At 67.7% G+C, this 25680-nt stretch carries 28 protein-coding genes, 2 pseudogenes and 1 CRISPR repeat array; of the genes and pseudogenes, 21 read left to right on the top strand and 9 right to left on the bottom strand.

Going from position 1 to position 25680, the window contains the following annotated elements:
* Positions 1-138: 138 nt before the first annotated feature.
* The 6 genes and pseudogenes from REH65_RS05270 (at position 139) to REH65_RS05245 (ending at position 4280) form a co-directional block, all read left to right on the top strand.
* Entirely contained in the window at positions 139-765 is a 627-nt protein-coding gene (locus REH65_RS05270) for a class I SAM-dependent methyltransferase (protein WP_406691508.1), read from the top strand.
* Between the two features lie 33 nt (positions 766-798).
* Positions 799-1287: an XdhC family protein gene (locus tag REH65_RS05265; RefSeq protein ID WP_406691507.1), complete on the top strand. Its 489-nt coding sequence runs from the start codon at positions 799-801 to the stop codon at positions 1285-1287.
* Between the two features lie 217 nt (positions 1288-1504).
* Positions 1505-1960 carry a (2Fe-2S)-binding protein gene (locus REH65_RS05260; RefSeq protein WP_406691506.1) on the top strand — a complete coding sequence of 152 codons (456 nt, stop codon included), beginning with the start codon at positions 1505-1507 and terminating at the stop codon, positions 1958-1960.
* Between the two features lie 115 nt (positions 1961-2075).
* Positions 2076-2696, top strand: coding sequence for an AMP-binding protein (locus tag REH65_RS05255; protein WP_406691505.1), 621 nt, complete (start codon positions 2076-2078; stop codon positions 2694-2696).
* 255 nt (positions 2697-2951) lie between these two features.
* A pseudogene (cas2e, locus tag REH65_RS05250) lies at positions 2952-3230 on the top strand (type I-E CRISPR-associated endoribonuclease Cas2e); the annotation flags it as partial.
* Between the two features lie 657 nt (positions 3231-3887).
* Positions 3888-4280 carry a phosphohydrolase gene (locus REH65_RS05245; RefSeq protein WP_406691504.1) on the top strand — a complete coding sequence of 131 codons (393 nt, stop codon included), beginning with the start codon at positions 3888-3890 and terminating at the stop codon, positions 4278-4280.
* 113 nt (positions 4281-4393) lie between these two features.
* Here REH65_RS05245 and REH65_RS05240 read toward each other — a convergent pair whose 3' ends face one another.
* Positions 4394-4690: a hypothetical protein gene (locus tag REH65_RS05240; RefSeq protein ID WP_406691503.1), complete on the bottom strand. Its 297-nt coding sequence runs from the start codon at positions 4688-4690 to the stop codon at positions 4394-4396.
* A gap of 138 nt (positions 4691-4828) precedes the next feature.
* Positions 4829-5284: direct repeats of the CRISPR family, unit length 29 nt; unit sequence CGGACCACCTCCACGTGCGTGGAGAGCAC.
* A 43-nt stretch (positions 5285-5327) separates the two neighbouring features.
* On the opposite strand from REH65_RS05240, the pseudogene REH65_RS05235 reads away from it, so the two are divergent.
* Positions 5328-5600 (top strand): annotated as a pseudogene (locus REH65_RS05235) (hypothetical protein); the annotation flags it as partial.
* An 85-nt stretch (positions 5601-5685) separates the two neighbouring features.
* On the opposite strand, the gene REH65_RS05230 reads toward REH65_RS05235, so the two are convergent.
* From REH65_RS05230 to cas3, 8 genes are read right to left on the bottom strand one after another with little or no spacing between them, the layout of a single operon-like run.
* Entirely contained in the window at positions 5686-6369 is a 684-nt protein-coding gene (locus REH65_RS05230) for a GNAT family N-acetyltransferase (RefSeq protein WP_406691502.1), read from the bottom strand.
* 48 nt (positions 6370-6417) lie between these two features.
* Entirely contained in the window at positions 6418-7104 is a 687-nt protein-coding gene (gene cas6e / locus REH65_RS05225; RefSeq protein ID WP_406691501.1) for a type I-E CRISPR-associated protein Cas6/Cse3/CasE, read from the bottom strand.
* Positions 7095-7847: a type I-E CRISPR-associated protein Cas5/CasD gene (cas5e, locus tag REH65_RS05220; RefSeq protein WP_406691500.1), complete on the bottom strand. Its 753-nt coding sequence runs from the start codon at positions 7845-7847 to the stop codon at positions 7095-7097. Before cas5e ends, cas6e begins: the two co-directional genes overlap by 10 nt.
* Positions 7844-9022 (bottom strand): type I-E CRISPR-associated protein Cas7/Cse4/CasC, encoded by a 1179-nt coding sequence (gene cas7e / locus REH65_RS05215; RefSeq protein ID WP_406693087.1) that lies wholly within the window; start codon positions 9020-9022, stop codon positions 7844-7846. Before cas7e ends, cas5e begins: the two co-directional genes overlap by 4 nt.
* Entirely contained in the window at positions 9019-9603 is a 585-nt protein-coding gene (gene casB / locus REH65_RS05210; RefSeq protein ID WP_406691499.1) for a type I-E CRISPR-associated protein Cse2/CasB, read from the bottom strand. The genes cas7e and casB overlap by 4 nt, the downstream gene beginning before the upstream one ends.
* A 12-nt stretch (positions 9604-9615) precedes the next feature.
* A complete protein-coding gene (gene casA, locus REH65_RS05205) occupies positions 9616-11208 on the bottom strand; it encodes a type I-E CRISPR-associated protein Cse1/CasA (protein WP_406691498.1) in 1593 nt (530 codons plus the stop codon).
* A complete protein-coding gene (locus REH65_RS05200; RefSeq protein ID WP_406691497.1) occupies positions 11205-11555 on the bottom strand; it encodes a hypothetical protein in 351 nt (116 codons plus the stop codon). Before REH65_RS05200 ends, casA begins: the two co-directional genes overlap by 4 nt.
* Positions 11552-13933 carry a CRISPR-associated helicase Cas3' gene (gene cas3 / locus REH65_RS05195; protein WP_406691496.1) on the bottom strand — a complete coding sequence of 794 codons (2382 nt, stop codon included), beginning with the start codon at positions 13931-13933 and terminating at the stop codon, positions 11552-11554. The genes REH65_RS05200 and cas3 overlap by 4 nt, the downstream gene beginning before the upstream one ends.
* A 223-nt stretch (positions 13934-14156) precedes the next feature.
* Here cas3 and REH65_RS05190 point away from each other — a divergent pair, with 223 nt between their 5' ends.
* The 14 genes from REH65_RS05190 to REH65_RS05125 all read left to right on the top strand — a co-directional run bounded on the left by REH65_RS05190 (position 14157) and on the right by REH65_RS05125 (position 25535).
* On the top strand, positions 14157-14327 hold the full coding sequence (locus tag REH65_RS05190; RefSeq protein ID WP_406691495.1) for a hypothetical protein: 171 nt from the start codon (positions 14157-14159) through the stop codon (positions 14325-14327).
* Positions 14328-14331: 4 nt separating this feature from the next.
* Entirely contained in the window at positions 14332-14658 is a 327-nt protein-coding gene (gene cas2e, locus REH65_RS05185) for a type I-E CRISPR-associated endoribonuclease Cas2e (RefSeq protein WP_406691494.1), read from the top strand.
* 447 nt (positions 14659-15105) lie between these two features.
* Entirely contained in the window at positions 15106-15243 is a 138-nt protein-coding gene (locus REH65_RS05180; protein ID WP_406691493.1) for a hypothetical protein, read from the top strand.
* Positions 15240-16046: a Rossmann-like domain-containing protein gene (locus REH65_RS05175; RefSeq protein ID WP_406691492.1), complete on the top strand. Its 807-nt coding sequence runs from the start codon at positions 15240-15242 to the stop codon at positions 16044-16046. The genes REH65_RS05180 and REH65_RS05175 overlap by 4 nt, the downstream gene beginning before the upstream one ends.
* Entirely contained in the window at positions 16043-17092 is a 1050-nt protein-coding gene (locus REH65_RS05170; RefSeq protein ID WP_406691491.1) for a PLP-dependent cysteine synthase family protein, read from the top strand. The genes REH65_RS05175 and REH65_RS05170 overlap by 4 nt, the downstream gene beginning before the upstream one ends.
* Positions 17089-17913 carry an enolase C-terminal domain-like protein gene (locus REH65_RS05165; protein ID WP_406691490.1) on the top strand — a complete coding sequence of 275 codons (825 nt, stop codon included), beginning with the start codon at positions 17089-17091 and terminating at the stop codon, positions 17911-17913. Before REH65_RS05170 ends, REH65_RS05165 begins: the two co-directional genes overlap by 4 nt.
* A complete protein-coding gene (locus REH65_RS05160; protein WP_406691489.1) occupies positions 17913-18098 on the top strand; it encodes a hypothetical protein in 186 nt (61 codons plus the stop codon). The genes REH65_RS05165 and REH65_RS05160 overlap by 1 nt, the downstream gene beginning before the upstream one ends.
* The gene (locus tag REH65_RS05155; protein ID WP_406691488.1) at positions 18095-19372 is read left to right on the top strand and encodes an MFS transporter; all 1278 of its coding nucleotides are present in this window, start codon (positions 18095-18097) and stop codon (positions 19370-19372) included. Before REH65_RS05160 ends, REH65_RS05155 begins: the two co-directional genes overlap by 4 nt.
* A complete protein-coding gene (locus REH65_RS05150) occupies positions 19351-20130 on the top strand; it encodes a class I SAM-dependent methyltransferase (RefSeq protein WP_406691487.1) in 780 nt (259 codons plus the stop codon). Before REH65_RS05155 ends, REH65_RS05150 begins: the two co-directional genes overlap by 22 nt.
* 43 nt (positions 20131-20173) lie before the next feature.
* Positions 20174-21715 carry an ABC transporter substrate-binding protein gene (locus REH65_RS05145; RefSeq protein WP_406691486.1) on the top strand — a complete coding sequence of 514 codons (1542 nt, stop codon included), beginning with the start codon at positions 20174-20176 and terminating at the stop codon, positions 21713-21715.
* The gene (locus REH65_RS05140; protein ID WP_406691485.1) at positions 21712-22650 is read left to right on the top strand and encodes an ABC transporter permease; all 939 of its coding nucleotides are present in this window, start codon (positions 21712-21714) and stop codon (positions 22648-22650) included. The genes REH65_RS05145 and REH65_RS05140 overlap by 4 nt, the downstream gene beginning before the upstream one ends.
* Positions 22647-23444 carry an ABC transporter permease gene (locus tag REH65_RS05135; protein WP_406691484.1) on the top strand — a complete coding sequence of 266 codons (798 nt, stop codon included), beginning with the start codon at positions 22647-22649 and terminating at the stop codon, positions 23442-23444. Before REH65_RS05140 ends, REH65_RS05135 begins: the two co-directional genes overlap by 4 nt.
* Positions 23441-24925 (top strand): ABC transporter ATP-binding protein, encoded by a 1485-nt coding sequence (locus REH65_RS05130; protein WP_406691483.1) that lies wholly within the window; start codon positions 23441-23443, stop codon positions 24923-24925. The genes REH65_RS05135 and REH65_RS05130 overlap by 4 nt, the downstream gene beginning before the upstream one ends.
* Before the next feature lie 55 nt (positions 24926-24980).
* Entirely contained in the window at positions 24981-25535 is a 555-nt protein-coding gene (locus tag REH65_RS05125; protein WP_406691482.1) for a GNAT family N-acetyltransferase, read from the top strand.
* Positions 25536-25680: the final 145 nt, after the last annotated feature.

The raw sequence follows: 25680 nt of genomic DNA, 5'->3' as shown, positions 1-25680 counted from the left end.
CGTAAGCGAGTGCGCTGTAATTCCAAGTTGATCGCGGTGTGGTTCGCGTCACCCGGCGAATGCGGTCCGGATCCGTTGACCTCCAGCTAACTGGAGGTTCCAGGCTGGGGTGACCAGCTCGAACGAAGGGGACACATCATGGGAACGTCTGTGGATCGCGCAGTATTCGACGAGGCGTATGTGGCGGGCACCGCACCCTGGGTGATCGGTGAGCCGCAGCAGGCGATCGTCGAACTCGAACGCGGCGGGGAGATCTCCGGCGCGGTGCTCGACCCGGGCTGCGGAGCCGGTGAGCACACCATCCTGCTCGCCGGGCTCGGCTACGACGTGCTGGGCGTGGACGCCGCCCCGCACGCGATCGAGCTCGCTCAGGCCAACGCCGCCGCCCGCGACGTGCCGGCCCGCTTCGCGGTCGCCGACGCCCTGGCCCTGACCGGCGGCCCCTACGACACGGTCGTCGACAGCGCCCTGTTCCACGTCTTCGGCGAGCAGGACCAGCACCGGTACGCCCGCAGCCTGCACGCGGTGTGCAAGCCGGGTGCGACGGTGCACGTGCTGGCGCTGGCCGACGTCGAACCCGCCCTCGGCCCGGTCGTGGCCGAGTCGGTGTTCCCGCGCGTGTTCACCGGCGGTTGGCGGCTGGAGCGGGTCCGCCCGAGCACCTACCGGGGCATCGCGCGCGGCGAGCACGCGCAGCTCTTCGGCGTCGCCGACGGCGGGCGGGTCGACGTCCCCGCGTGGCTGGCCACGGCGACGCGGTTGTAGAGCGAGGAGGTCCCGGCCTGGCATGCTGGCGGCATGACGACCGAGGATGCCGCGTGCGCGGTGGCGCACGGTGAAGTACCGACCGAATCCGGGCAGCGAGTGCTGGTGGCGGTCTTCGCCTCGCCGGTCGCCGAACACCTGCTGCGCTACGGCCGGGACCTCGGCTACACCGCGGTCCTCGTCGATCCCGCGGGCGCCGACGGCGCGCTGACCGAGGTGCCGGAGCTGGGGCCCGACACCGACGTGGTCGTCACCGACCACCACCGCGAGGAGCTCGGCCCGGTCCTGCGCGACGCGTTGCGGCACGACGCCCGCTGGATCGGGATCATGGGCAACCCCCGCCACGAGGGGCCGCACGTCCAGGCGCTGCGCGACCTCGGCGTCGACGAGGACCGGATCAAGCGCGTGCACCGCCCCATCGGGCTCAACATCGGCTCCCGCACGCCACCGGAGATCGCCATCGCCACCCTGGCGGGACTCATCGCCGACCGCAACGACAAACCCGGCGGCTTCGAGTTCTGACGGCCTCGGGCAGTTGTTGTCATAACGAGACCAACCCCGAAGAGACATTCGCAGCAAGCGGGATGGTTCGTTCAGCGCAGCATTCCGGGCGTCCGGTTGGGCCGATCAGCCCAACCGGACGCTTTTTCGTGCCTGGCGGGACCGCTGCGAGGGGTGTGCGGCGGTCGGGTTAGCTTTCGCTGCCCGTCCGCACGTTCAGCTGGGAGTTCGCAGTCCGATGCCGAAGTTCGAGTTCACCGTCAACGGCGACGAGGTCGCGGTCGACGCCCCGTCCGAAGCGCCGCTGCTGTGGGTGCTGCGGGAGCAGCTGGGGATCACCGGCCCGAAGTACGGCTGCGGCATCGGGGTCTGCCGGGCCTGCACCTCGTTGATGAACGACGAGGCGGTCCAGCTCTGCACGATCCCCGTCGAGCAGGCGGCGGGCACGAGCATCACCACGATCGAGGGCCTCGCCGACGGGGACGAGCTGCACCCGGTCCAGCAGGCCTGGCTCGACCAGGACGTCGCGCAGTGCGGCTTCTGCCAGCCCGGCCAGATCATGGCCGCCGTCGCGCTGCTCAACGACACGGCCGACCCCTCCGACGACGACATCGACGCGATCGAGAACGTCTGCCGGTGCGGCACCTACTGCCGCATCCGCTCCGCGATCAAGGAAGCCGCCCAGAACATGTGAGCCGCCGCGACCCCTCGCCCGGAGCGTTTCGGGTGGTTATGCTCCGCGCGCCCGACGTCGGGTGTGAGAGGGAGGCTTCGCGTTGTCCGGGATCGCTTTTCGGGAACTGAGTCCGGTGTCCTTCCTGGAGCGCGCCGCGGCGGTGTTCGCCGACCGCCCCGCGGTCGTCGACGGCGCCCGCCGCGACACCTACGCGCAGCTCTGGGACCGGGCGCAGCGGCTGGCCGGGCTGCTCGCGGAGCGCGGGATCCGGCCCGGTGATCGGGTAGCGGTGCTCTCGCCCAACACCCACCTGCTGCTGGAGGCCCACTACGGCGTCCCGCTGGCCGGGGGTGTGCTGGTCGCGCTCAACACCCGCCTCGCGCCGTCGGAGATCGCGTACATCCTGGAGCACAGCGGAGCGAGCCTCGTCCTGGTCGACGCCGACCACCGGGAGGTGCTGGGCGAACCGTCGGTCCCGGTGATCGACTCCGGCGACTACGACGCCCTGGTCGACGCAGCCGAACCGCACCGCGTCGAGGTCGCCGACGAGCGATCGCTGCTGTCGATCAACTACACCAGCGGCACCACCGGACGCCCCAAGGGCGTCATGTACCACCACCGCGGCGCCTACCTGCAGGCCCTCGCGATGGCCTACCACGCCAAGCTCGACACCTCGTCCCAGTACCTGTGGACGCTCCCCATGTTCCACACCAAGCAATACTGCCGCGAACTACCAAGCCTGGTTGCGGTGTAGGGAGGGTTTGGCCTGGGGTTTGTTTGAAGCCTTGACCTGCCCCAGGTCTTTGTTGCGTGGGCTGGTGTGAAGGTCAGCGTGTCAGCCGTACCCCAATGGGCGGTTGCCCGGGTCTGTATTCCGGATCAGGAGGAGGGTTGGGCACCCATACACTCAGAATTTAGAACCTTGGGGCGCCGACGGGCGTGTCCTCGTGTTTCTTGAAACCGAACCCGGCCTCGGGCTAGTCGAGGCTAGTATCAACCACGCCGACGAGCTCGAGACATGACTACGTGGCCCACCGAACCAGCACCGGGCCTCTACGTTGGCTCGATCTCGGCCCGCGTCCGAGACCACCTCTGGCAGTACGTGACCAACGCCGTCGGGGCCGGGGCGGCTGTCTGTGTCCACCCCGACGACAACGAACAGCGTTACACCGTCAAAACCGCCGGTCAACGACGCCGACACCCCATCGACTTCGACGGACTCCAACTCATGGCCCTCACCAATCCAGAACAGCACCAAGATCACGAAAACGTGCAAGCCCCCTTCTAAAACACCAGGTCACGAAGTGTGCTCTCCACGTACGTGGAGGTGGTCCGCGGGTGGGCGAGGCGGTGTTAGCGCGCGATGGGTGTTCTCCACGCACGTGGAGGTGGAACGCTGTTCCGGATACCGGGCGATCAGCTGCGCTTGTGCTCTCCATACACGTGGAGGTGATCCGTTGATGTTGATGATGCGGCGGTCCATCCACGCGTGCTCTCCACGCACGTGGAGGTGGTCCGTCGTCCATCTGGTTGGTGCTGTACGGGCCGATGTGCTCTCCCCGCACGTGGAGGTGGTCCGGCGAACCGGTGGGCGATCACTACGAACGTCTGGTGCTCTCCACCGCTCGTGGAGGTGATCCGACCCCGTAAACGGCGGACGACCTCGACAGCGTGTGCTCTCCGCGCACGTGGAGGTGGTCCGTACACGGCGCTGTTCGTCGAGGACGCCTGGATGTGCTCTCCACGCATGTGGAGGTGGTCCGCGCGAGGATGTTGAGCGAGTCGCCCGGATTGTGTGCTCTCAACGCACGTGGAGGTGGTCCGACGAAGGTGACGCAGCTGCTCAAGGCGCTGCCGTGCTCTCCACGCACGTGGAGGTGGTCCGCTCTACGAGTCCATCGGCCCCTGGCTAGAGAACGTGTTCTCCACGCACGTGGAGGCTTGGTTGCACGACATCGGTTACGCTCCGGAGATCGGGCACACTAAGTTCCACCCTCTTGACGGTGCCCGCTACCTACGGAACCGGGGATGGTCCGAGGTGATCGTGAACCTCGTCGCGCACCACTCCGGGGCACGCTTCGAGGCGGCCGAGCGCGGCATGTCCGATGAGCTGGCCGAGTTCCCGTTCGAGGATTCTGTCCTGCTGGATGCCCTGGTCACGGCCGACCTCACCACGGGGCCGACAGGGCAACGCTTGACTTACGACGAGCGGATCGAGGAGATCTTCAGCCGCTACGCGCCCGAGGACCCGGTTCACCGAACGTGGGTGAAGGCGCGTCCGGTGTTGGCTGAAGCTGTCCAGCGCACCGAGCAGCGCCGCGCCGGTCAGGCCAGATAGGGCTGGTGTGGGTGTCGTCCAGCGCGTGATCGATGCGTAGACGCATCGATCGTGTGGACGTTGAGGTGATCGATGTCCGTGTTCCACGCCACATCTGAAACGGGAGACCCATCTCAGTGCGGTGTGCGCTCGGCCTCGGCACGGAGCCCGTCACAAACTGCCATGACTGCTCGGCGTACGTCGCGGGGTAGGTCACCGCGGCCGGCCGCGAGCGCGAGTTCGTCGAGTAGGCGCACGACCTTGTACCGGTCGAGTGGAAACGCCGAGAGTGTCACGTCGCCGGTGTCACGGCGGGCCTCTTGGTCGGCTTCCGCTTGCTGCTGGCGTGCACGGCATCGCAGCAGCTCGGCCGTTTCCGTGATCAACCGTTGTTCAGCCCACCACTGCTCGCGCTGCCGGGTACTTGCCATGCTGGCCACGGTAAACCGTGGGCACGACGAAACGCCCCGCATCTCCACGAACGGGACCTGCAGGGCGCGACTCCGCTATCAAGCTAGGTCTGCAGTTAGGCCGCCGTCATGACGGTCGACGGTGCGGGTGCGATCGGACGGGTCACCTCCACGTGTGTGGAGAGCACCGCCTGGCCTCGCTGCTGGAAGGCGCAGATGCCGGACCACCTCCACGTGCGTGGAGAGCACCTGCTCAGCTCGCCTGAGTGCCCGTTCAAGCACGGACCACCCCCACGTACGTGGAGAGCACTCGCTGCCACGGTCTGTGGCAGTCAGGCCCACCGGACCACCTCCACGTGCGTGGAGAGCACGGCCTGACCATCTCGATCCGCGCGGAGGCCGCCGGACCACCTCCACGTGCGTGGAGAACACGCTTCCCGCACCGGCAAGCCGCTGGGTGTGTACGGACCACCTCCACGTGCGTGGAGAGCACTACACCGGCGACATCCGCAAGATCCGGTGGATCGGACCACCTCCACGTGCGTGGAGAGCACGGCGTTGCCGGTCGCGTAGACGTGCATCCGGCCGGACCACCTCCACGTGCGTGGAGAGCACATGACCAGCAAGCGACGCGGACAGCGCCGATGACGGGAATTCGGTCGCGCACCAGCGGGCTTCGGCGTGGTGTGTCCCCGGCTTGATGGAGTCCCAAGGCTATTCGAGTGCGAAGACGGGTTGGGCGCGGTTGGCTGCCCAGGTTCTGGGCGGCCATCACGGGCGGTTCGAGGAGTTGAAGCCGAGGCTGCAGCTGGTCGATCAGCATCTGCCCTTTCACGGGCTGGGGGCCGCTCAGTGGCAGGAGGAACGTGCCCGGGTTGTAACGGGGTTGCGGGACCTGTTGGCGCCTTGTGTTCACCGACGGCGTTCGTGAGGGCTCTTACCCTTCCTAAGCCAATGCCGCGGGTTCCGCGGTTGACCTTCGCGTGTATGGAAGCATCTTCGTGAGCTGGGACGGACTATTCTTGGCACGCCTTGAGAAAGGCGGATCCGTCTGTGGTGTAGGGCCTCTCGATGTTGGTGATCGGAAACCGGCTTGTTGCCTCGGTGAGCAGACGGCGTGCGATTCCGCGTCGTTGCCATGCGGTCGCGGTCCAGATGTGGCCGATTGCTTCGTAGGTGCCGTCGTTGTCGCGGTCGTAGATCACGACGAAGCCGGCGAGGCGGCCGCTGTATCCCCAGGGTCCGTTCTCGCCGCCGCTGGCGGAGAGCGGGGCGAGCATGACGAGCCAGATGCCGGCGTTTCCTGGGGTGAAGTCCCAGCCGCAGGCTCGTTTGTAGACCAGTCCGGCGCGGTCGAGCGCGCTCCCGTGCCAGGTTCCCTTCGGGCCGGTGAAGGCGTCAGCACCGAGCTCGATGTCGCCGAAGTCGTGTGCGTCGGCATCGAGGTCGATTCCCGTGACGACGAGATCCCAGTCGCCGTCCCTTCGCGGTGCTTGCCATGAGATGGGCGGGCCGAGTTGACCGGTGGTGATCAAATCCGCCTGGTTGACCAGGAATTGGAACTGGGAAAGCACCTCAGGGAACGAGGCTTCGGCTTCCGGAACTACATCGCGTTGAGGGAGGAGTGAAGCCAGTGCGGTGTGCGCCGTTCGGTATGCCCTCTCAAGGTCGGGTGCCGAAGGGAACTCGTAGTCGGCCATGTGGGCGCTCCTGAACTTGCGGATACCGGTCGTGTGTTGGGCAGGTGCTCATCGTTGTGCTGGGGCAAGGGTGAGCAGGCCGCAGCCGTAGGCCTTGCTGGGGCCGATTCCGGTGGTGAGTGCCGTGGTGAAGGCGGTGTGGTCGGTGATGACGAGGTGGCCGTCGTAGCGGACTTGATCGACGGTGATGGTGTTGCTGCGGTCGTGTTGTTTGCCGGTTTGGCGGGGTGTGCTTGTGGTGGCGACGTCGGGCCGGTTGTCGCTGCCGGTGGGGATGACGAAGCCGTGACGGGTGGCTTGGTTGATCAGCCAACTGATCTGGTCTTCGGGCTTGACGATGGGGTAGCGGTTGTCACGTCGTCCGCCAGTGCGGTTGGGGTCGCGTTGGTCGGTGAGACGGAGGCGTTTGGTGGGGTTGGCGCTGAGCCGGAACGCGAGGGTTCGCCCGGGCTGCAGAGTTTCGAGGACATCGGTGAGGTCACGGGTGTCGGCGGGACGGGCGAGGTAGTGGTCGAGGTGGCTCCAGTCGGGACGGGTGTGGCTTTGGACGTAGAGGGTGTGGCCGTGGCGGGTGCGGTCGAACCGCCAGAGCACGCCGTGGTGTGCGCGGGCGGGGGTGTCTCCGGTGACGTCGGGGAATCCGGACATGACGGTGCGGTGCATGTTGTGCAGATCGGCGTGGTCGCGCCGGTAGTCGTGGGCGGTCGTGTCGGGGAACAGGCGGCTCAGGTACACGGGTGTGCTCCGGAGTGGATCAGGGATTCGGTGAGCTGGACGTGTCCGGTGCGGACAGGCCGCGTGGCGAACAGGTGGTTGCCCGGTGCGAAGGAGACGGGCACGTCGCGTCGGGGTTCGGCGAGCTCATCGGTGGGTTCAGCGTCGCTGAGGGTGCGCAGCGGGACTTCGCGCCCCTGTTGAAGAGCCTCGGTGGCCCGATGCAGGGACGTGGGCTGGTTTTCCAGCCAGGGATGCGCGTCAAGTGTCTCGTCGAGCGTGGAGGATGAGACGCCGAGGAAGGTGCTGGTGTGGTCGGGATGGACCAGTGGACGTGCGGGGACGAAGGCCTTTCGGCCGAGGTAGAGCGGCCAGTGCGGGTGGTGCAGCGCGGCGTGCCAACGCAGTAGCTTGTCCCGGTCGGGGTGTTCGAGGACGACGAGGAAGACGGCGTCGGCGAGGTAGTAGCGGTCGCTGATGACGGTCTTGTGGTCCTTCTCGGCGGTGTTGGGGACGTTGTTGACGGTGTGGAAGTCGCGCTCGACGAGCCCTTCCCGGTCGACGCGAACTCCCATGCGAACCTGCGCAAGTCGCTGAATGTCGCTGGTGTTCTCACGGGGGATCCCCAGCGCTGCGGCGAGAAGACCAACGACTCCGGATTTCGTGGGTTCGTGGGCGGTGTCGCGGTTCTGAAACCGGGAACGCAACCCCCACGACTGCATGGGGGCGTCCAGGCATACCGCGAGTGTGTGCGGGGTGCTCATGCGGTCGTGTCCAGCGCGGTGCTCAGAAGTCGGGAGGTGAACGTGTCGAGGGAATCGACGCGTTCCTCGGCGGGCAGGGGTGCTGTGTCGCTGGTGAGAGCGGCGCCGGCCACGGTGCGCAGGGCGCGGGAGCCGTAGAAGCCACGCAGCGTCTGGAAGTGTTCGAAAAGCCGCTGGGTGGAGGTGGTCATGAGGTCGTGGCCGGTGACGGGCTTGAGGAAGGCATTGGCCAGGTTCCACGCGCCCCGATCCCGAACGGTGCCGAGCAGTGTTTCGGGCATCGTTCGGGCGGCGGTGGTGCTTTGCTTACCGGTGGGGGTCGAGTCGATGAACGCGCCGAGCCAGGCCTGGGCTGCTTTGGCGACGAGTGCGTCGTCGGCGGCGAGATTTTCGCGAAGCTGGGTGAGGTCGAGGTTGGCGTAGCGGTAGTAGCAGGCGGTGTTGAAGTCGATGGTGCCGATCATGTCGGCGCCGGGTTCGTCGTTCTTCTTGAGATCGTCGACGGCGGTGTAGTAGTCGAACTCGGTCGTGACCGCGTGCGTCGACAGCGCGTGCGCGACTTGTGAGGCGGCGGCGATGTTGAATTCGGTGTTGTCGGCGATCATCCGTCCGAACAGGCCGATGTCGGCCGCATAGCTGGCGTCGAGCAACTTCCTTGTAGCCGCAGCGTCCTTCGACTTTTTGCTCTTGGTGAAGGCGGCCACCGGATCCTTGTCCGGGTTGGCCTTCTTCTTGCTTGTCGCCTTCTTGGCTTCCTTCTCCGCGGCTTCGACGACCTGGGTGAGGTCGTCCCAGTTCTGCTCGCAGTACTCCGCCAATGCGTGAGCGGCCTTGTTGCCGATGAATAGCAGGTATTGCGAGCGTCGGGTGTCGACGACACCGAAGCCGAGCCCTGCGAGGCCCGCGGCGAGGATGTCGGTGGCGCGGGGGTCGGCCTGGTGGTCTTCGGAGAGGAGGTCGGAGGCGGCGAAGATGATTCGCTTGGTGCGGTCACCGAGGTCGGTCTTGTCCAGGCCGTGCTTGATGAACTCGTCCCTCGCGGCGCGCTTGAGCGCTTGGCTCGACACCCGGGCACGGGGCACGCCACCGAAGGTCGCGCTCTTGGGGGCGCCGAGGTCGTCGCGGTTGAGGTTGCTGACGGGGAAGGACTGGAGCAGGTGTAGTTCGAGGATCACTGGTCGGTCTCCTGGGAGGCGGGGGTGTTGTTGGTGCTTGTCTTGCGGTGAAAGTCTCGGGCCCAGCGCCACTGGACGTCGCGGGTCTTGTTCTCGTCGTGCACGGGGTGCAGAAGGATGACGAGGTCGTCGAGCAGGGCGTGGAAGTTGACGGTGATGCCGTCGTTAGCCAGCAGGCGCAGTGCTGAACGCAGGTGTTGGGGCAGGCTGTGTGCGTCGGCGGCCAGTAGCTGCCGCAGCCGTTTCTGCGCGGTGCCGCTGGCGCGCTGCCGGTCGAGCTGCTGGAGGGCAGCACCCAGCGGCAGGCGGCTGCCACCGGTTTGGGGTGCGAGTGCGAAGAGCCCGGCGATGGTGAGCCAGGCCTGTTCTTCAGCCCGGGGCGGCTGATGCTCGAAGACGAGCGCGAGGGCGTCGTGTTCGTGACGGTGTTCGGTGATGGACCGGCGTAGTTGCGCGAGGGTCCGGCGCGCTTCGGAGACCAAGTGTGGGCGGCCTGATGTCAGGTTCCAGGCGAGGAGTTGGAGATGGTCGATGAATTCCCGGCGGCGTTGGGCCACCGGGGCAAGATCGCTGATGGTCATGGGCTTTGCGTCCTAGGGAAGGTGGCGGGCGAGCTGGCCGTCGAAAGTCTTGAGATGCTTGGCCACGGCAATTTGGAAGTGTTCGTAGGCTGCCGAAATCTCAAACAGGTGCCGGCTCTGACGTTCGCGCAGCTGGGATACCAAGCGGTCCGCGGCGTGGTTGGCCTGATGGCGAACGAATCCTCTCCAGTCGAGCACGGGCGGCTTGGGCGGGGAATCGTCGGCGACGGCCCGCCCGAGGTGCAGCAGGAGCTCGGCGAACTCGGCCGGGAGCTTAGGCCAGTAGTCCTGGGCTAGTCCGACGTTGCGTCGTGCGTTCCTGCGAACCTTGGCCGGTGGTTCGGCCTGAAACGCCAGTCGGCATTCTTTGTCCAGCGTGGCCAGCGCCTGTCCGAGGCTGTCGGCGAGACCGACGCAGCTGCCGATTACCTCGCCCAGCCACGGCTCGCGTGCGTTGAGCAACGCGGCGGGCGCTGGAAGTTGTTCTTGCAGCCAGGAGCGGACGGAACCGCCACCGCTGTCGTCGAGTTTTTGCCCGAACACGCGCAGGGTGAAAACGGTGTGCGGGGAGAGCGTGTCCCATTCGACTTGTTCGGCCACGTGCTCCAGCACACGAGGACGGCCGTTTTCTTCGGCCTCCACGAGCAGCATGTCCCGCGCGTGTCGCCAGACACCCTGAAGCTCTTCCAGGCCGACCGCGTTCCACTGCGGCCTGTCGTTGGCCTTTCCCTTCTTTTGCTGAAAGCTGGCCATGAGCTCTGCGCGGTAGAGATCGCCCTTGAAACTCGTGCCGGGCGCGATTACGGCACCCTCGATCAATTCACCGTCACCAGCCGGCCGCAGCAGAACTCTGCGAGCGGGCCAGGTCAGCAGATCCAGCCACCCGTAGGGCTCGCGTGCGTCCGGCGTGGACGGCGGGGGCTCCGCATCCCATGCCGGTCGATCGTCGAAGGCTGAAGACCAGGGCTTTTTGACGGGCGGATCGTATTCACAGGTGTTGAGGAGCAACGTCTCTTTCAGCGTGGCCCCCTCCACCAGGACTACGCCGAACCGATTGCACAGACTCTTGTCGGAGTTCTTCGTGGTGACTGGTGTTTTGGTGCCACCCGGGTCGTAGGCCTGAACCGTCACCAGCCAGCGCGCCGCCTCGGCAGGCGAGAGCTCGATCTGATCGTCGGCCCGGGTGTGGTCGAACAAGGTTCTGTTGCTGCCAGACGCACGGAAATGCACCAGCTTTGCCGCAGGGCCCATCTCGATGTTGTGCAGCTGCGGGCATTGCAGAAACGGGTGCTCGGCGTCGAAGAGATCGAAGCTTCGACTGTGCTTGTCGAGGTACTCGCCGATATCGGTGGCGGGAAGCGTGGTGTCGTTCCAGAGCGTGGCCCACTCGTGCCGGGTTTTCGGTCCGTCGAGGGCGTGATGTAAAACGGCGATGAGCAGACGGTGCAGGGCGGCGGTAACCGGCGGTGCCTCGGCATCCAGCCACCGCAACCGGTGCGCCTCCTGGAAGACCTCCCGCAGGCTCAGCACCCGCGGTTGGCCGTCGAGATCGAGGACCGGGATCCACGGCTGGCAGGTCAGGTCGAACGCGGGGGGTGTCGTCACTGCTCCTCCTCGATCCGCAAGCCCAGAACCTCGTCAAGATGGAACTGCACCGGCCCGCTCTGGGCGGCGTCGTCGAGGACGAGCGCATGGTGGTCGTACAGCCACCCGGAACGTCCGAAACAGTCCGGGACCGGCAGCGCCGAAACGACCGCGAACGAGGCCGCGGTGAGGTCGTCGAGGAAGATCTGCACCGTCGAGTCCAGCAGCGCCTGCACCTGTGTGTCGTCCAGTTGTCCAGGGGCCTCGAGATCGACCGGAGTGCCATCGATAGCTGTGGGATGCGGCGTGCCGGGGAGCAGGAGCACCACGTCGAACCGCTCGAGTCCGTCGAGAGGGTCTGTGGTCACCCGTCTTCCTTCCAAGGGGTGTCTTTGCGGGTGCGACTGGCGAGCGTGGGGTAGCGGGTCAGCTCACGGATCGAGTCGTTGCTGCCCAGGGGCGGGAGGTAGAAGCGACTCACCCGCGACTGCTCGGCCGCGTCCTGGCTGAGCAACCGTTCGGTCGCGGTGTCGAAGCGCCGCGCCAACCGTCCCTGCAGCTTGACTGGTGCGGTGTAGATCGTGTGCACGAGCTCGGGGGCTTCCGCGGGGAGCTTGAGTTCGGAACGGTTCTGTAGCGCCAGCCAGGTGCGCAGCAACAACGCGGTGGGATACACGGTGTGCAGGCCCCGAGCGAACTGCGGCCCGTTTCTTCCTTCGGGAGGCTGCAGCAACCCCAGCTCTGGCACAGGACAGGCTCGTGACTGCGGGTCGCGTTCGTGGCGGTGCACCCGGCCCACGCGCTGGATCAACTCATTGATGGGCGCGACATCGCTGGCGAGCAGGTCAAAATCCAGATCCAGGCTGTGCTGAAGAACCTGGGTGCCGACGACGAGGATGTGCGGCCGATCCGATGCTTTCGGCCCGAGAGCGTTGCGCAGGCGCGTTTCAACCTCACGCCGCTGCCGCGACGGAGTATGGCCGGTGAGCAGCACCAACTCCGGCTTTACAGGCCAGTCCTTGAACGCTTCCTTGAGTAGATCGTGGGTGTGCTGGGCATCGCGGACGAGATTGCGGATCACCAGACCGCACCCGCGCTCCCGGAGACGATCCTGCAACCACCTGGTCATCTCCTTCTCGTCTTCCAGGTGATGCACCGTCACCGGCGGACGCCGGGCGTTGACCTCCGACAGCCCGATTGGAACAGGCTCAGATTCGTCCTCGGCACCTGCCCACATGACCTGCTGGCCACCAGCCCCGACCACCCGGGCGGCGATCTCACCTGGCTTGCGGCGCAATCGTCCGGTGCGCCAGTGCGCGACGAACTCTTCCCGAGAACCTGAGGGCAACGTGGCCGACATCAGCACGACCGGGATGCCCAGACGACCACACCACCACATCAACTGGCACATCAACGTGCGCATGTGCGCATCGAGATCATGCGCTTCATCGATCACCAGGACCTTGCCCGACAAGCCCGTGAGCCGCACGAACACGTGCCGCGACGTGATCGCCGCTTGCAGCGCCTGATCGATCGTCCCGACCCCGACCGGAAACAACAGGCCTCGCTTCCGGGTGAACCACTCATGCCCGTCCCGGGCACCATCGCCATCCTCATCGACCGCACTCGGCTCAAGACCACGAAGGGACTGCACCAGGTTCGGCGGCTCATCGAGGCCCAACCGCTGCGCTACTGCTTCCAGCTCGGAGTGGACCTGAGCCGCGGTCGCGCGGGTCGGCAACGCGAAGTACATCCCCGACAAACCCAACCGACGCACCAACGTCGCAGCGGCCTGAAACCCCGCCCGGGTCTTTCCCTCACCGGTCGGCGCCTCGATCACCAGCACGCCCGGCTCGTCGCGCCCCGCCACAACCGCCTCGACGATCTGCTGCAACGGACGCGGGTCCTCGCCGAACAGGCCCGAATACGAGGTGTCGGCCGGCGGTGCCCACCGCCGCCAGCGCAGCTTGCTTTCGACAGCTGCTGCCGCGCTCCGGCGCGCCCCGTCGCGGTACGGGCGAAGGTCTTCAGGCAGGGGGAGGTCGGCGTAGCCGAAATTCCTGGTATCGGAGGCGATCCAGTCCGACACCGACGTCAGCCCAGCCAAGCCGACGAGCGCGGGAACCGACACCGACACCGCGTCCCAGGCGGCTTCAGCGGGATCACCGAGGCCCCACAGCTGCGCGACCTCGCACATGATCCTCGTCCGTAGGTCGTCCCAGGAAGCAGCGCCGCGATGGGCACGACGTCCGCGAGCTCTCTGGACCTCAAAAGCCGAAGGCATCGAACCGTGATGCCCGCCGAGCCCGAAAGCCAGCGCATCACCCACCTCGACGCTGGCGCCCCACCGCTTCAAACACTGACTCAGGTGCACGGTCGTGAGAACGCCATGCGTAGTCCGGGAAGCAGGATCCTTCGAGAACCCGTGCAGACGCTCCACCAGATCACGGACTCCGCGGCTGAGGTAGCGCACGGCGAGATCAGTGCGCATAGCCTGGAAAATCGGGCTGGCCTTGCCGATGTCGTGCCACCCGCACAGCACTGCGACCCACGAGCGGACATCGCCCAACGGCGCCAGCCCACGCTCCAGCTCCCGCCGAACCTCCGGGCCCAACACCACGTCGTAGAGCAGCTCGGCAACCGCCGTCGTATCGATCGCATGACACACAAGCGGATGCGGCTGAACGGCAGAACCCGCCTTCCCCCACGCCCCCGATACCGGTGCATCGACACCGACCTCGAACATCCACCACCCCAGAGCACACAGCCAACGCCCACGCGTTGATCAACCGTGCGCCACATGGTGCCGACGACCCCTGACAGCCCGAGGCCAAATCCGAAAACCGGCATCGAAATCGCCCGGACGGAGTAGCGCACGTTGGAGAGGCGGGGCGGCCGTGCCCCCGGAAGAACACCCCGCACCCGGTCGGCGGCGCTTAAACTCGAAGGCCCACGGTGTGAACACGCACGTGCTGCTTGACAACTCAATCCTCGGACAGCCGTACTCCAGCCCAGACGTTGAAGACTCGGCGACGTACCCGGGAGGTGAGCACGAAGCCACCGAACTCGTGCACCTCTGGGACCCCGACCTCGGGCCAGTCGAGGCTGGCATCAACCACGCCGACGAACTCGAGACGTGACCACATGCCCAACCTCGTCGTCATCCACACCACCGCCATCCCCGACTACCTCCGCGGCGCCCTGTCACGGTGGCTCACCGAACCAGCACCAGGCCTCTACGTCGGCTCGATCTCAGCCCGCGTCCGAGACCACCTCTGGCAGCAGGTGACCAACGCCGTCGGCGACGGCGCGGCAGTCTGTGTCCACCCCGACGACAACGAACAGCGCTACACCGTCAAAACCGCCGGCCAACGACGCCGACACCCCATCGACTTCGATGGCCTCCAACTCATCGCCTTCACCAACCCAGAACAGCACCAAGATCACGAAAACGTGCAAGTCCCCTTCTAAAACACCAGGTCACGAAGTGTGCTCTCCACGCACGTGGAGGTGGGCCGTCGCCCAGCGCGCCGTCCCCCCAGCTCATGCTGTGCTCTCCACGCACGTGGAGTGGAGGTGGGCCGCCCGGCGACACGATCCCGTTCGAGGACGAGCTGTGCTCTCCACGAACGTGGAGGTGGGCCGGCCTGGGCAGCGCGCGACGACTCCAACGCCCGGTGCTCTCCACGCACGTGGAGGTGGGCCGTCGTGAACCCGGCAGCCTTCCGGACGGTGGGTGTGCTCTCCACGCACGTGGAGGTGGGCCGCTGATGGAGCGCTACGGCACGACCCGGGCGGTGTGCTCTCCACGCACGTGGAGGTGGGCCGCTCAGCCGCTGGGAAAATGGGCACAACGTTCCGTGCTCTCCACACACGTGGAGGTGATCCGGACGTCTGGCTGCGCCGCTGTGCGGTCGGATGGTGTTCGCGCCGACCAGCAACAACAACTACCTGGGTCACGTGATGGTGACCAGTGCGGAGCCCGGTGCGGCGCGCCCGCATGCCGAGCGGCTCATCTCCGGGCTGCAGGTGCGCTACGCCGAGGAGGCCGGGTGAGTCCGCTGCGGTCCTTGGCCGAGCTGACCGAGGAGATCCGCGATGGGTGGCACGGCGAGCAGATCGCCGATGCCGCGGTGAGCCTGGGATTCCTGACCCAGCAAGGCGTGCGGCACGCCTCGCGCAGTACCTCCTACCGCAACCACGTGCTGAGCCTGCGGGTCGCCGACGCCGTCGGCTCGTGCGCGGTCGAACCCGGTGAACTCACCGAGGACGTGGTGCTCGACTGCGTCGGCGCCCCGGTGGCCGAGCTGCTGGATCACCCCACGACGGCGGTGCGCATCGCCGCAATGGACGCCTACCTGCAGTCGGTGCGGCCGCACCACCGGCACGCCGAGGAGGTGGTGATCGGGCGCGGCAGTTCGCTGCAGAAGTCCTTGCACCGGGCCAAATCGGTCGTAGACCTGCTGCCGTCCGTCCGGCGGGTGCTGGTAGTCGGCGTGGTCAACTCGCTGCTGCACCACCTGCGTGAACGCGGCACCGACTACCTGGCGTGCGACTACAAGGGCGGGCAGACCGAGTGGGGCGAATCGGTGCACACCGACGCCCTGTCCGTCCTGGCCGACTGCGACGCGATTCTGGCTTCCGGGATGGTGCTGAGCAACGGAACTTTTCAGCCGTTGCTGGATCACGCCCGCGCCACCGGCAAGCCGCTGGTGTTCTTCGCCCAGACCGGCAGCGGGATCCTGCCCTGCTTCCTGGGCTCCGGAGTCACGGCCGTCTCGGCCGAGCCGTACCCGTTCTTCTGGCTCGGCGGCGGCCCGAGTTCGCTCTACCGCTACCCCGGAGAGGATGCTGCATGAACCCGGACCTGCTCGACCTGGTCCGCGACACCCCACTCGCCCGAGTATCGACACCACTGCCGCAGCCCCATCCCGGTTTCTGGGCGAAGCTGGAATGCCTCAGTGCCGGCGGGATGAAGGCCCGCGCGGCGCTGTCGATGCTGCGCGGAGCACGCCGACGCGGTGAGCTGCTGCCCGGTGCGCCGGTCGTGGAGTCCACCAGCGGAACGCTGGGCGTTGGGCTGGCCTTCGCCGGCAACGCGCTGGGCCACCCCATCGTCCTGGTCGTCGACAAGGAACTCGAACCCGGCATGCGGGCACTGCTGCGCGCCCACGGCGCGCGGCTGGAGATCGTCGACAAGCCGCATCCCGAAGGCGGCTGGCAGCAAGCTCGGCTGGACCGGGTGCGAGAGATCTGCCGCTCGCTGCCGGGCGCCTACTGGCCGGACCAGTACAACAACCCGGACAACCCCGCCGGATACGCCGAGATGGGCGCGGAGATCTGCCGCCAGCTCGACCGCGTGGACGTGCTGGTTTGCAGCGTCGGTTCCGGCGGGCACAGCGCTGGGATGATCCGCACCGTGCGCAAGCGCTGGCCGAAGGTGCGCCTAATCGGGGTGGACACCGTGGGATCGAGAATCTTCGGCCAACCCGCCCGACCCCGGGTGATGCGCGGATTGGGCAGCAGCATCCACCCGCGAAACGTCGACTACCCGCAGTTCGACGAAGTGCACTGGATCGGCCCGGGCGAGGCGGTAGCCACCTGCCGGGCGCTGGCTCGAAACGCGTTCGTCACCGGCGGTTGGAGCACAGGTGCGGTGGCGCTGGTCGCTGCCTGGGCGGCACGCGTCGATCCCGGCTCCAACGTGGTGACCGTCTTCCCCGACGGTCCGCACCGCTACCTGGGCACGGTCTTCGACGACGAGTACTGCCAGGCCCGCGGACTGCTGGACACCCCGATCGCCACTCGCCCGGTGGAAGTCGCGGACCCGGAGGTCGAGGCCACCGGGTGGACGCGCTGCCGGACGGTCATCGACCCCCTGGAGAACATGGAGGTGCCCGCGTGAAGCTCGACTGGCGGGCGAGCGGCTTGGTGTTGCGCGAGCCGCTGCGGATCTCGCGGTCGGTGATGGCCGAGCGCGACGCGGTGACCCTGACTCTCGACGACAACGGCGACCTCGGCCACGGCGAGGTCGTCACCAGCGTCCACTACGAGCTCGACGTGCCGCGCATTGAAGCCGAACTGACCGAGGCGCAGGCGAAGCTGGTCGACCTCGCCCCGGAGGAGGCGCTGCGCACCGACCTGCCGCAGGCCTCTCCAGGTGTGCGCGCGGCACTGGACGCGGCGCTGCACGACCTCCTCGCGCGCAAGCGCGGCATCGCCGTCCACGAGCTCATCGGGGCAGTACCACCGGGTTCGGTACCGACCGCGCGCACGATCGGCATCACCTCGACCGAGCAGGCGGTGGCCGAGGCCATCGGGCTGGTCGGGCAGGGATTCCAGGTGCTCAAGGTCAAGCTCGGCTCCGGCGCCGATGAGCTCTCCCGGGTGGCCGCCATCCGCGAAGCCGCCCCGCACGCCAGGATCCTGCTGGATCCCAACGGCGCCTGGGATCCTGATGTGGCCAGGAGGATGCTCTGCGCAGCAACGGAGTTCGACGTCGATGCGGTGGAACAGCCCATCGCACCGGGTACTCCGGACGCGCTCGCGGAGGTCGCCGAGGCATCGCCGATCCCGGTTATCGCCGATGAGGACGCACGTACCCCGGAGGACGTGCGTCGGCTGGGCTCGCAGGTGCACGGGATCAACATCAAGCTTCCCGAATGCGGCGGCCTCCGCGCCGCTCGCGAGATCATCGACACCGCTGACGGCCTCGGTGCGACGTAATGCTGGGCTGCCAGGTCGCCAGTTCGCTGGGCATCGCACCAGCCGTGCACCTGTGCGGGATGGCGCGCTGGGTGGACCTCGACGGCCACCTGCTGCTGGCACGGGACCCGTGGACCGGGCTCAGCGGGGAGAACGGTCTGCTGCGCATCGCCGGACTCATCGGACTCGGGGTGCGCCCCGCGTGAACACCATACGGCTCTTCCGCAGCTACCCGCTGGCCGTGCAGGTGCTACTGGTCAACCAGCTCGGCGTGAACACGGCCTTCTACTTGCTGATCCCCTACCTCGCCGGATACCTAGGGCACGACCTGGGGATGTCGGCCGCTGTGGTCGGCATCGTGCTCGGGGTGCGCAACCTCAGCCAGCAGGGCCTGTTCCTGCTGGGCGGCTCGGCCTCCGACCGGCTCGGCGCACGCGGAGTGATCATCGCCGGTTGTGCGCTGCGCTCGGTAGGGTTCGGGCTCTTCGCCTTCGGCACCTCGCTGCCAGTGCTGCTGACCGCATCGGTGCTGTCCGGACTGGCGGGGGCGTTGTTCAACCCGGCGGTGCGCTCCTACCTCAGCCACGAGGCTGCTGAGCGACGAGCGGAGATGTTCTCGCTGTTCAACGTCTTCGCCAACGCCGGCATGCTGATCGGCCCGCTGTTGGGCAGCGCGTTGCTGCTGGTGGACTTCCAGGCTTCGGCGATCGGTGCCGCGCTGATCTTCACCGTGTTGACGGTCGCGCAGGTGCTTGTGCTGCCGGCCCGGGAGGTGCGGCGGCCGCAGAACTCGGTGCTCACCGACTGGCGGGAAGTGCTCACCGATCGGCGTTTCGTCCTGTTCACCGCTGCGTTGACCGGGATGTTCGCGTTGCAGAACCAGCTGTACCTGGTGCTGCCCATGCATGCGCAGAACTTCACCGGAACGGCGGTCTCGGTGTCAGTGATCTTCCTGGTGACGACGGTCGCCAGTCTGGCGCTGCAGGTGCGGATCACCCGCTGGTGCGACGGGCGCTGGAGCCGGGGGCGCGCGATCGCCACCGGCCTGGCCGTGATGGGCGGCGGTTTCGCGGTCACCGCGATCGCCGCCACCGTGATGCCGGGCCAGGCGGCGAGCTCTCCGGCCGAGACCGCGGTGCGACTGGCACCGGTGCTGGTCACCGCATTCACGCTGTCGGTCGGTGTGATGCTGATCCAGCCCTTCGTCTACGAGCTCATCCCCGCGTTCGGTCGCGACGACCTCTCCGGCACCTACTTCGGCGTGTTCTACCTGGCTTCCGGTGTGACCGCCGCCGGCGGAAATGCACTGATCGGGTGGGCGGTCGATCTGGCCGGAACCGATCTGCCCTGGCTGCCTTCGGTGTTGTGCGTGGCCATCGGCGTGTTCTCGGCCCTGGCCGTGCTGGCGATCCACCGGCGCAGCGGGATCGGCCCACGACCCACCGAGGAGGAGCCTTCGTGGCCCACACCAACTTCCTGACCGACAACCCTGCCGTCTACGAAGCGTGGTTTCCCGACCCTGAACACGTGGCAGCCCGGTTCACCGACGACGTGGTGCGCCGTTTCGACGGCGGCAAAGACCTCTTGGACGTGGGCTGCGGCACCGGGCGCGACGCGCGGTGGTGGTGCGAACACGGCTACCAGGTCACCGGGCTGGACAGCTCACTGGCGATGATCTCGCACGCCACCGAGCAGTGCCAGGAGGCCGAGTTCGTCGTGGGCGACATGCGCTCGTTCGACCTGCGACGCGAGTTCGACGTCATCACCTGCTTGGACAGCGCGCTGCTCTACTGCCATGACAACGCCGACCTCGAGCGCTTTCTGACGCGCTGCCACGACCACTTGCGGCCCGGCGGACTGCTCATCGCCGAAGCCCGCAACGGGGCGTTCTTCCTGGGCAACACCGAGCTGCTCGACGGCATCGCCGAGCGCACGCTGACCTACGACGGCCAGCAGTACAGCTCGCGCACCCGGCTGTGGATCGACCACGCCGGTCAGCTGTTGCGGAGAGAGCGCCGCTGGCGGCTGCCCGATGACGACGAACTCGTGCAGCGCTCGGCCTGGAGACTGCTGTTCCCGCAGGAACTGCGCTACTTCGCCGCGCACACAGGTTTCGAGGTCCTCGCGCTCTTCGACGAGCCGGGCCCGCGCACCGACACCCCGTGGACGGCCGACGCCGAGTTGTCCGAGCGCATGTCCGGTGACCGGCTTCATCTCATCGCCCGACGCATCGACTGACCCGACCTCGACTGACCCGACCCCGACAAAGTAGGAGATCGCCATGTTCGACCTCGACAGACGACGCTTCCTCGGCCTGACCGCCGCCGGGGCGGTCACGGCCGGTGCCGTGCTGGCCGGCTGCGCTCCGGCCGGTGCGCCGCAGGTGGGCGCGCCCAAGCCCGGTGGCCGGTTACGCGCGGCCTTCGCCGGGGGTGGTTCGGCCGAGGTTCTCGACCCGCACGACTGCGACCTCTACGTCGAGATCGCCCGGGCCAAGGCGCTGTTCGACAAGCTCGCCGACAGCGGTAACGACATGTCGCCGCAGCCGCGACTTGCCGAACGGTGGGAGCCCTCGGCCGACCTGATGACCTGGCGGGTCACGTTGCGGCAAGCCAACTTCCACGACGGGCGTCCGGTGCGGGCCGCCGACGTGCTCTACAGCTACGCGCGCATCACCGACCCCGGCAGCAAGCGCCGGGCCAAGGCCAGCCTGTCGGTGATCGACTTGCCGAACAGCCGCGCGATCGACGACCGCACCCTCGAGTTCCGGCTCAAGTGGCCCTACGCCGAGTTCCCGAACGCGCTGGCCACTCTCGGCGCCTACATCATCCCGGAGGGCACCGCGGACTTCAGCCGGCCGGTCGGGTCGGGGCCGTTCAAGTTCAAGTCCTTCGAGCCCGGACGTGCCTTCCTCGGTGAGCGCAACCCCGACTACTTCGACGGCGCACCGCTGCTCGACGAGTTGGAGATCGTGGTCACCAACGACGAGGCGGCGCGGGTCAACGCGCTGCTGGGCAAGCAGGTCGAGTACGCCAACGACCTCACCCTCACCAGCGCCCGCACCTACGAGGCGAGCGGCCAGCTACGGGTGCTGCGGCTGCCGCTGAGCAACTTCCAAGGGTTGGCGATGAAGGTCGACCGCCCGCCGTTCGACAAGCCCGAGCTGCGGCAGGCGATGTACCACCTCATCGACCGCGAGGAGCTGGTCCGGTCGGTGCTGCAGGGCTCCGGCCAGGTCGGCAACGACGTCTACGGCCAGGGCTACCGCTACTACGCCGGTTTCCCGCAGCGCAAGCAGGACCTGAACCTGGCCCGGGATCTGGTGCGCAAGGCAGGTGCCGAAGGCATGACCATCGACTTCGACACGTCCGATGCCTCCACCGGGCTCAAGGAGGCCGCGCTGGCCATCGGCGATCAGGCACGCAAGATCGGGCTCAACCTCAATGTGAAGCTGGGCAACAAGGACACCTACTGGTCCGACATCGCCAAGAACAGCGTTCTGGCCAGCTACCGCTCGGGCGGGTTGCCGCTGGACTCGCACTTCTCGCAGCGGTTGCTGACCACTTCCACGACCAACAACACGGCGTGGCGGCGACCGGAGTTCGACGAGCTCTACAACTCCGCCCAGTCCACTTTGGACGAGCGCGAGCGTACCGAGCTCTACGGCCGGATGCAGCGGCAGCTGTTCGAGGAAGGCGGCTTCATCTGGTGGGGCGTGTCGGACTGGATCGTCGGCTCGGTGCCGAACGTGGGCGGCATCGACGATAAGTCCCCGGCCAACACGCTCAACTGGGCCCGTTTCGACAAGGTGTGGTTGGCGTGATCGGTTATGTGGCGCGCCGACTCTCGCTCGGCGTGTTGCAGGTGCTGCTGGTCGCGGTCGGGGTGTTCGCGCTCACCGAGGCGCTGCCGGGTGACGCGGCGGTGACCATCGCGGGCGACAACCCTGACCCGGCCATCATCGCCGGCCTGCGCGAGGAGCTTGGCCTGGACCGGCCTGCGTGGGAGCGCTTCGCCGAGTGGCTGGCCACTGCGGTGCAAGGTGATTTCGGGACGTCGCTGGTGGGTCCGAGGGCGGTGGCTGAGGTGATCGGATCCGCGATCGGGCCGAGCTTGCTGCTGGCCGGTCTGGCGCTGGCGCTGCTGGTGCCGCTGTCGACCGGCATGGGCATGCTGGCCGCGAACCGCGAGGGCGGCCGGGTGGACCGGGCGATCACCAGCACCACGTTGGGGCTCTACGCCGCACCGGAGTTCGCGATGGCGATCTTGCTGGTCACCGTGTTCGCGGTGCAGCTGGGCTGGTTCCCGCCGACGGCCATCGGCAGCTCGCTGGTCGCCAACCCGGCGCTGCTGGTGCTGCCGGTGCTGGTGCTGCTGCTGCGTCCGATCTGCTCGCTGAGCAGGCTCATCCGGGCCGGCGTGATCGAAGCCCAGCGCTCGCCGTACGTCCAGCACGTCCGCAGGCTCGGGCTCTCCCCGGTGCGCATCCGCTTCTTTCACGTGCTGCCCAACGCGGCCGCTCCGGCGGTGCAGCAGCTGGCGCGCACCGCCGACTGGCTGCTGGGCGGGGTGATCGTGGTCGAGGCGATCTTCGTGGTGCCCGGGCTGGGCACCGCGTTGCTGGATGCGGTCTCGGCCCGCGACCTTCCGGTCGTGCAGGGCCTGGCCCTGGTGTTCGCCTGCACCACGGTGCTGGTCAACCTCGGCGCGGACATCACCGCCCGCGTCCTGTCTCCCACGTCGGAGGTGGGCCGATGACCAAGTACCTGCTCCCGGGCGTGCTGGTGGCTGTGCCCGTCGTGCTGGCGCTGCTCGGGCCGATGTTCGCCTCCGAGGACACCACCAAGGACGTGGCCTTCCTGCTCGGCGGCGGCCACCTGTTCGGCACCGACTTCCTCGGCCGCGACGTGGCCAACGAGGTCCTTCTGGGCGGGCGATCGCTTGTCGTCACGGCTCTCACGGCCACGGCCTGTACGTACCTGCTGGCCGTGCCGATGGGTCTGGTGGCGGGAATGACCCGCAGCCGGCTGCTCGATGAGGTGCTGATGCGCCCGCTGGACGTGCTGCTGGCGATGCCCTCGATGCTGATGTTGCTGCTGCTGGCCGCCCTGGCGCCCGGCAACATGTGGGTTCTGGTCGGGGTCGTGGCGCTGATCAACCTGCCGGACGTGGTGCGCATCAGCCGCGCCGCCGCGCTGTCGCTCTCGACCAGGCCCGCGGTCGAGGCGATGCGCCTGCAAGGCGAGCACCGCGCGCGGATCGCGGTGAGCTACGTAGCGCGAGCGATGCGCCGCACCCTCGCCGCCGATCTGGGAACCAGGCTCACCGGCGCGGTCTACCTGGCCGCCTCGGCGAGCTTCCTCGGCGTCGGCGTGGCCCCCGGCGCCAGCGACTGGGCAGCCATGGTCGACCGCAACCGCACCGGGCTGTTCCTGCAGCCGTGGGCCGTGGTCGTTCCCGCTGTGCTGATCGTGGTGCTGTCGGTCGGCGTGAACTTGTTGTTCGACCGCTGGTTGCGCAATCGCGACGTGAACTTCTTGGAGGCTCGGTGACCGCAGTCGCCGCACATGACGTGACCATCACAGCAGGGGATTGCACGCTGCTCTCGGCAGCGTCGTTCACCCTGCGCGCCGGGCAGATCACCGCGCTGGTCGGTGAATCCGGCAGCGGGAAGACCACGCTGGCGCGGGTTCTGCTCGGCGAGACCGCACCCGGGGTGACTGTCACGGGCACCGTCGAGATCGAAGGTGCCGCGGTCGATTCCGGCTTCGCGCCCGGCACCGTCGGCTACATCCCGCAACAACCCTCGGCGGCGCTGAACCCGGTGCGCCGCGTGGGCTCGGTGCTCGCCGAGATCGCGCGCCTGCACGTGCCGAAAGCACAGGTGCGCGAGCGGGTGCTGGAAGCGTTGCGGCAGGCCCAAATGCCCGACGGTCAACGATACCTGCGGCGCTACCCGCACCAGCTCTCCGGCGGCCAGCAACAGCGAGTGGTGCTCGCTCAGGCGCTGATCGGGCGTCCCCGCGTGCTCATCGCCGATGAACCGACCACCGGCCAGGACCCGGTGATCCGCTCCCAGCTGGGGGCCGAGCTACGCGCGGTGGCGGAGCAGGGCATCGCGATCCTGCTGCTCACCCACGACCTTGACCTGGTGCGCGAGATCGCCGACCGAGTGCTGTCCATCGAAGGAAGCGTCCTGGAGGAGTCCGATGTGGACTCACTGGACCGTCCGGATCCCGTCGTTCCGCAGGCGCAGGCGGGGGCCGATCCGGTGCTGCGGGTGCGGGGGCTCCGCGCGGGGCACCGCGACGGCGACACCCTGCACCACATCGAGCTCGACATCGCGCCGGGGGAGCGGGTGGCCGTGCTGGGGCGCTCCGGAAGCGGCAAGACTACCCTGGCGCGCTGCATCGCCGGGCTGCACCGCTTCCGCAGCGGAGAGATCCTGCTCGACGATCATCGGCTGTCCCCGGTGCTGCGGCGGCGATCGCGCGAGCAGCTGGCGCGGGTGCAGTACGTCTTCCAGGACGCCCGGGCTTCGTTCGGCGAGTTCACCCCGGTGCTGCACCAGGTCGCGCGCACGGCCGAGCGGCTGCGCGGGCTCGACCCGACCGAAGCGCGCGCTCGCGCGATCGAGGAGCTCGAGGCACTGGGGCTGCCCGAGTCCAGCGTCGGCCGGCTGCCTTCGGCGCTGTCCGGTGGTGAGCTGCAGCGGGCCGCGCTGGTGCGGGCCTTGCTGGCGGAGCCGGACGTGCTGATCTGCGACGAGATCACCTCCGGCCTGGACGCGCGCCGCCGCGAGGACCTGCTGGGCATCCTCGCCAAGCTGCAGACCAACACCCGCTGCGCGCTGCTGATGATCACCCACGACCTGCACGCGGTGGCCGCCCTGTCGCACCGAGTGCTCATCGTCGACGACGGCCGGGTGGTCGAACACGGCCGCACCAGCGCGGTGCTCGACTCCCCGCAACACGCGGCCACCCGAGCGCTGGTGCATGCCGCAACCCCGGAAACCGCAGGTCGCGACACATAGCGAGACACTAATCGCATATATTTTGCAACAACGATAGTCGATGAGGGAGGTAACCGTGGCGAAACTGGAAGAGCGCCGAGTCGGCCAGTACGTGATCCGCGAAGCCGGACCAGCCGACGCTGACGGCGCACGGTCGGTCATTCTCGACACCTTCTACCGTGTCTTCGGCCACGGTTACCGACCCCAATGGCATGCCGACGTCATCGACATGGACAGCGCCTACTTCTCACACCCGCGACAAGCCTTGTTCGTGGCGGCGTTCGACGACGAGATCGTGGGCACCGCCGCGGTGCGGGAGGACGGGCCGAAAAGCCCACCGCACGCGCCCTGGCTGGCCGAGCGCTACCCCTCGGGCACGACGGCACAGATCTTCCGCGTCTACGTCCGCGCTGAACACCGCCGCAACGGCCTCGCCCGCGAGCTGGTGGACATGGCCTGCCGATTCATCGCGATCACCCCGGGTTACGACACGATCTACCTGCACGCCAACCCCGACATCGACGGCGCTGAACCGTTCTGGAGCAGCGTCGCGAAACAAGTCCACGACGGCCGAACCGACCCCCGCCACAGCCCGGCGGTCTACTACGAGATCTCCATCCCCGTGGTGTGAGCACCGTCCAAGGCATCACCCCGGTGTGGTCAACCGGCGAAGGGCGGGTTGCGCGGTCGGGTCTGCTGGCTCGCAATTCCGTTTCGGCCGCACCGGGTTTTCGAGCCAACAGCCGCAGCATCTCAGCACGCGGAACCATTTCGAC

Source organism: Saccharopolyspora sp. ID03-671, from assembly GCF_045278815.1.
GTDB lineage: Bacteria > Actinomycetota > Actinomycetes > Mycobacteriales > Pseudonocardiaceae > Saccharopolyspora > Saccharopolyspora ipomoeae.
The sequence above is the reverse complement of the archived record's forward strand: the minus strand, read 5'-3'. Positions and strand labels throughout refer to the sequence as shown.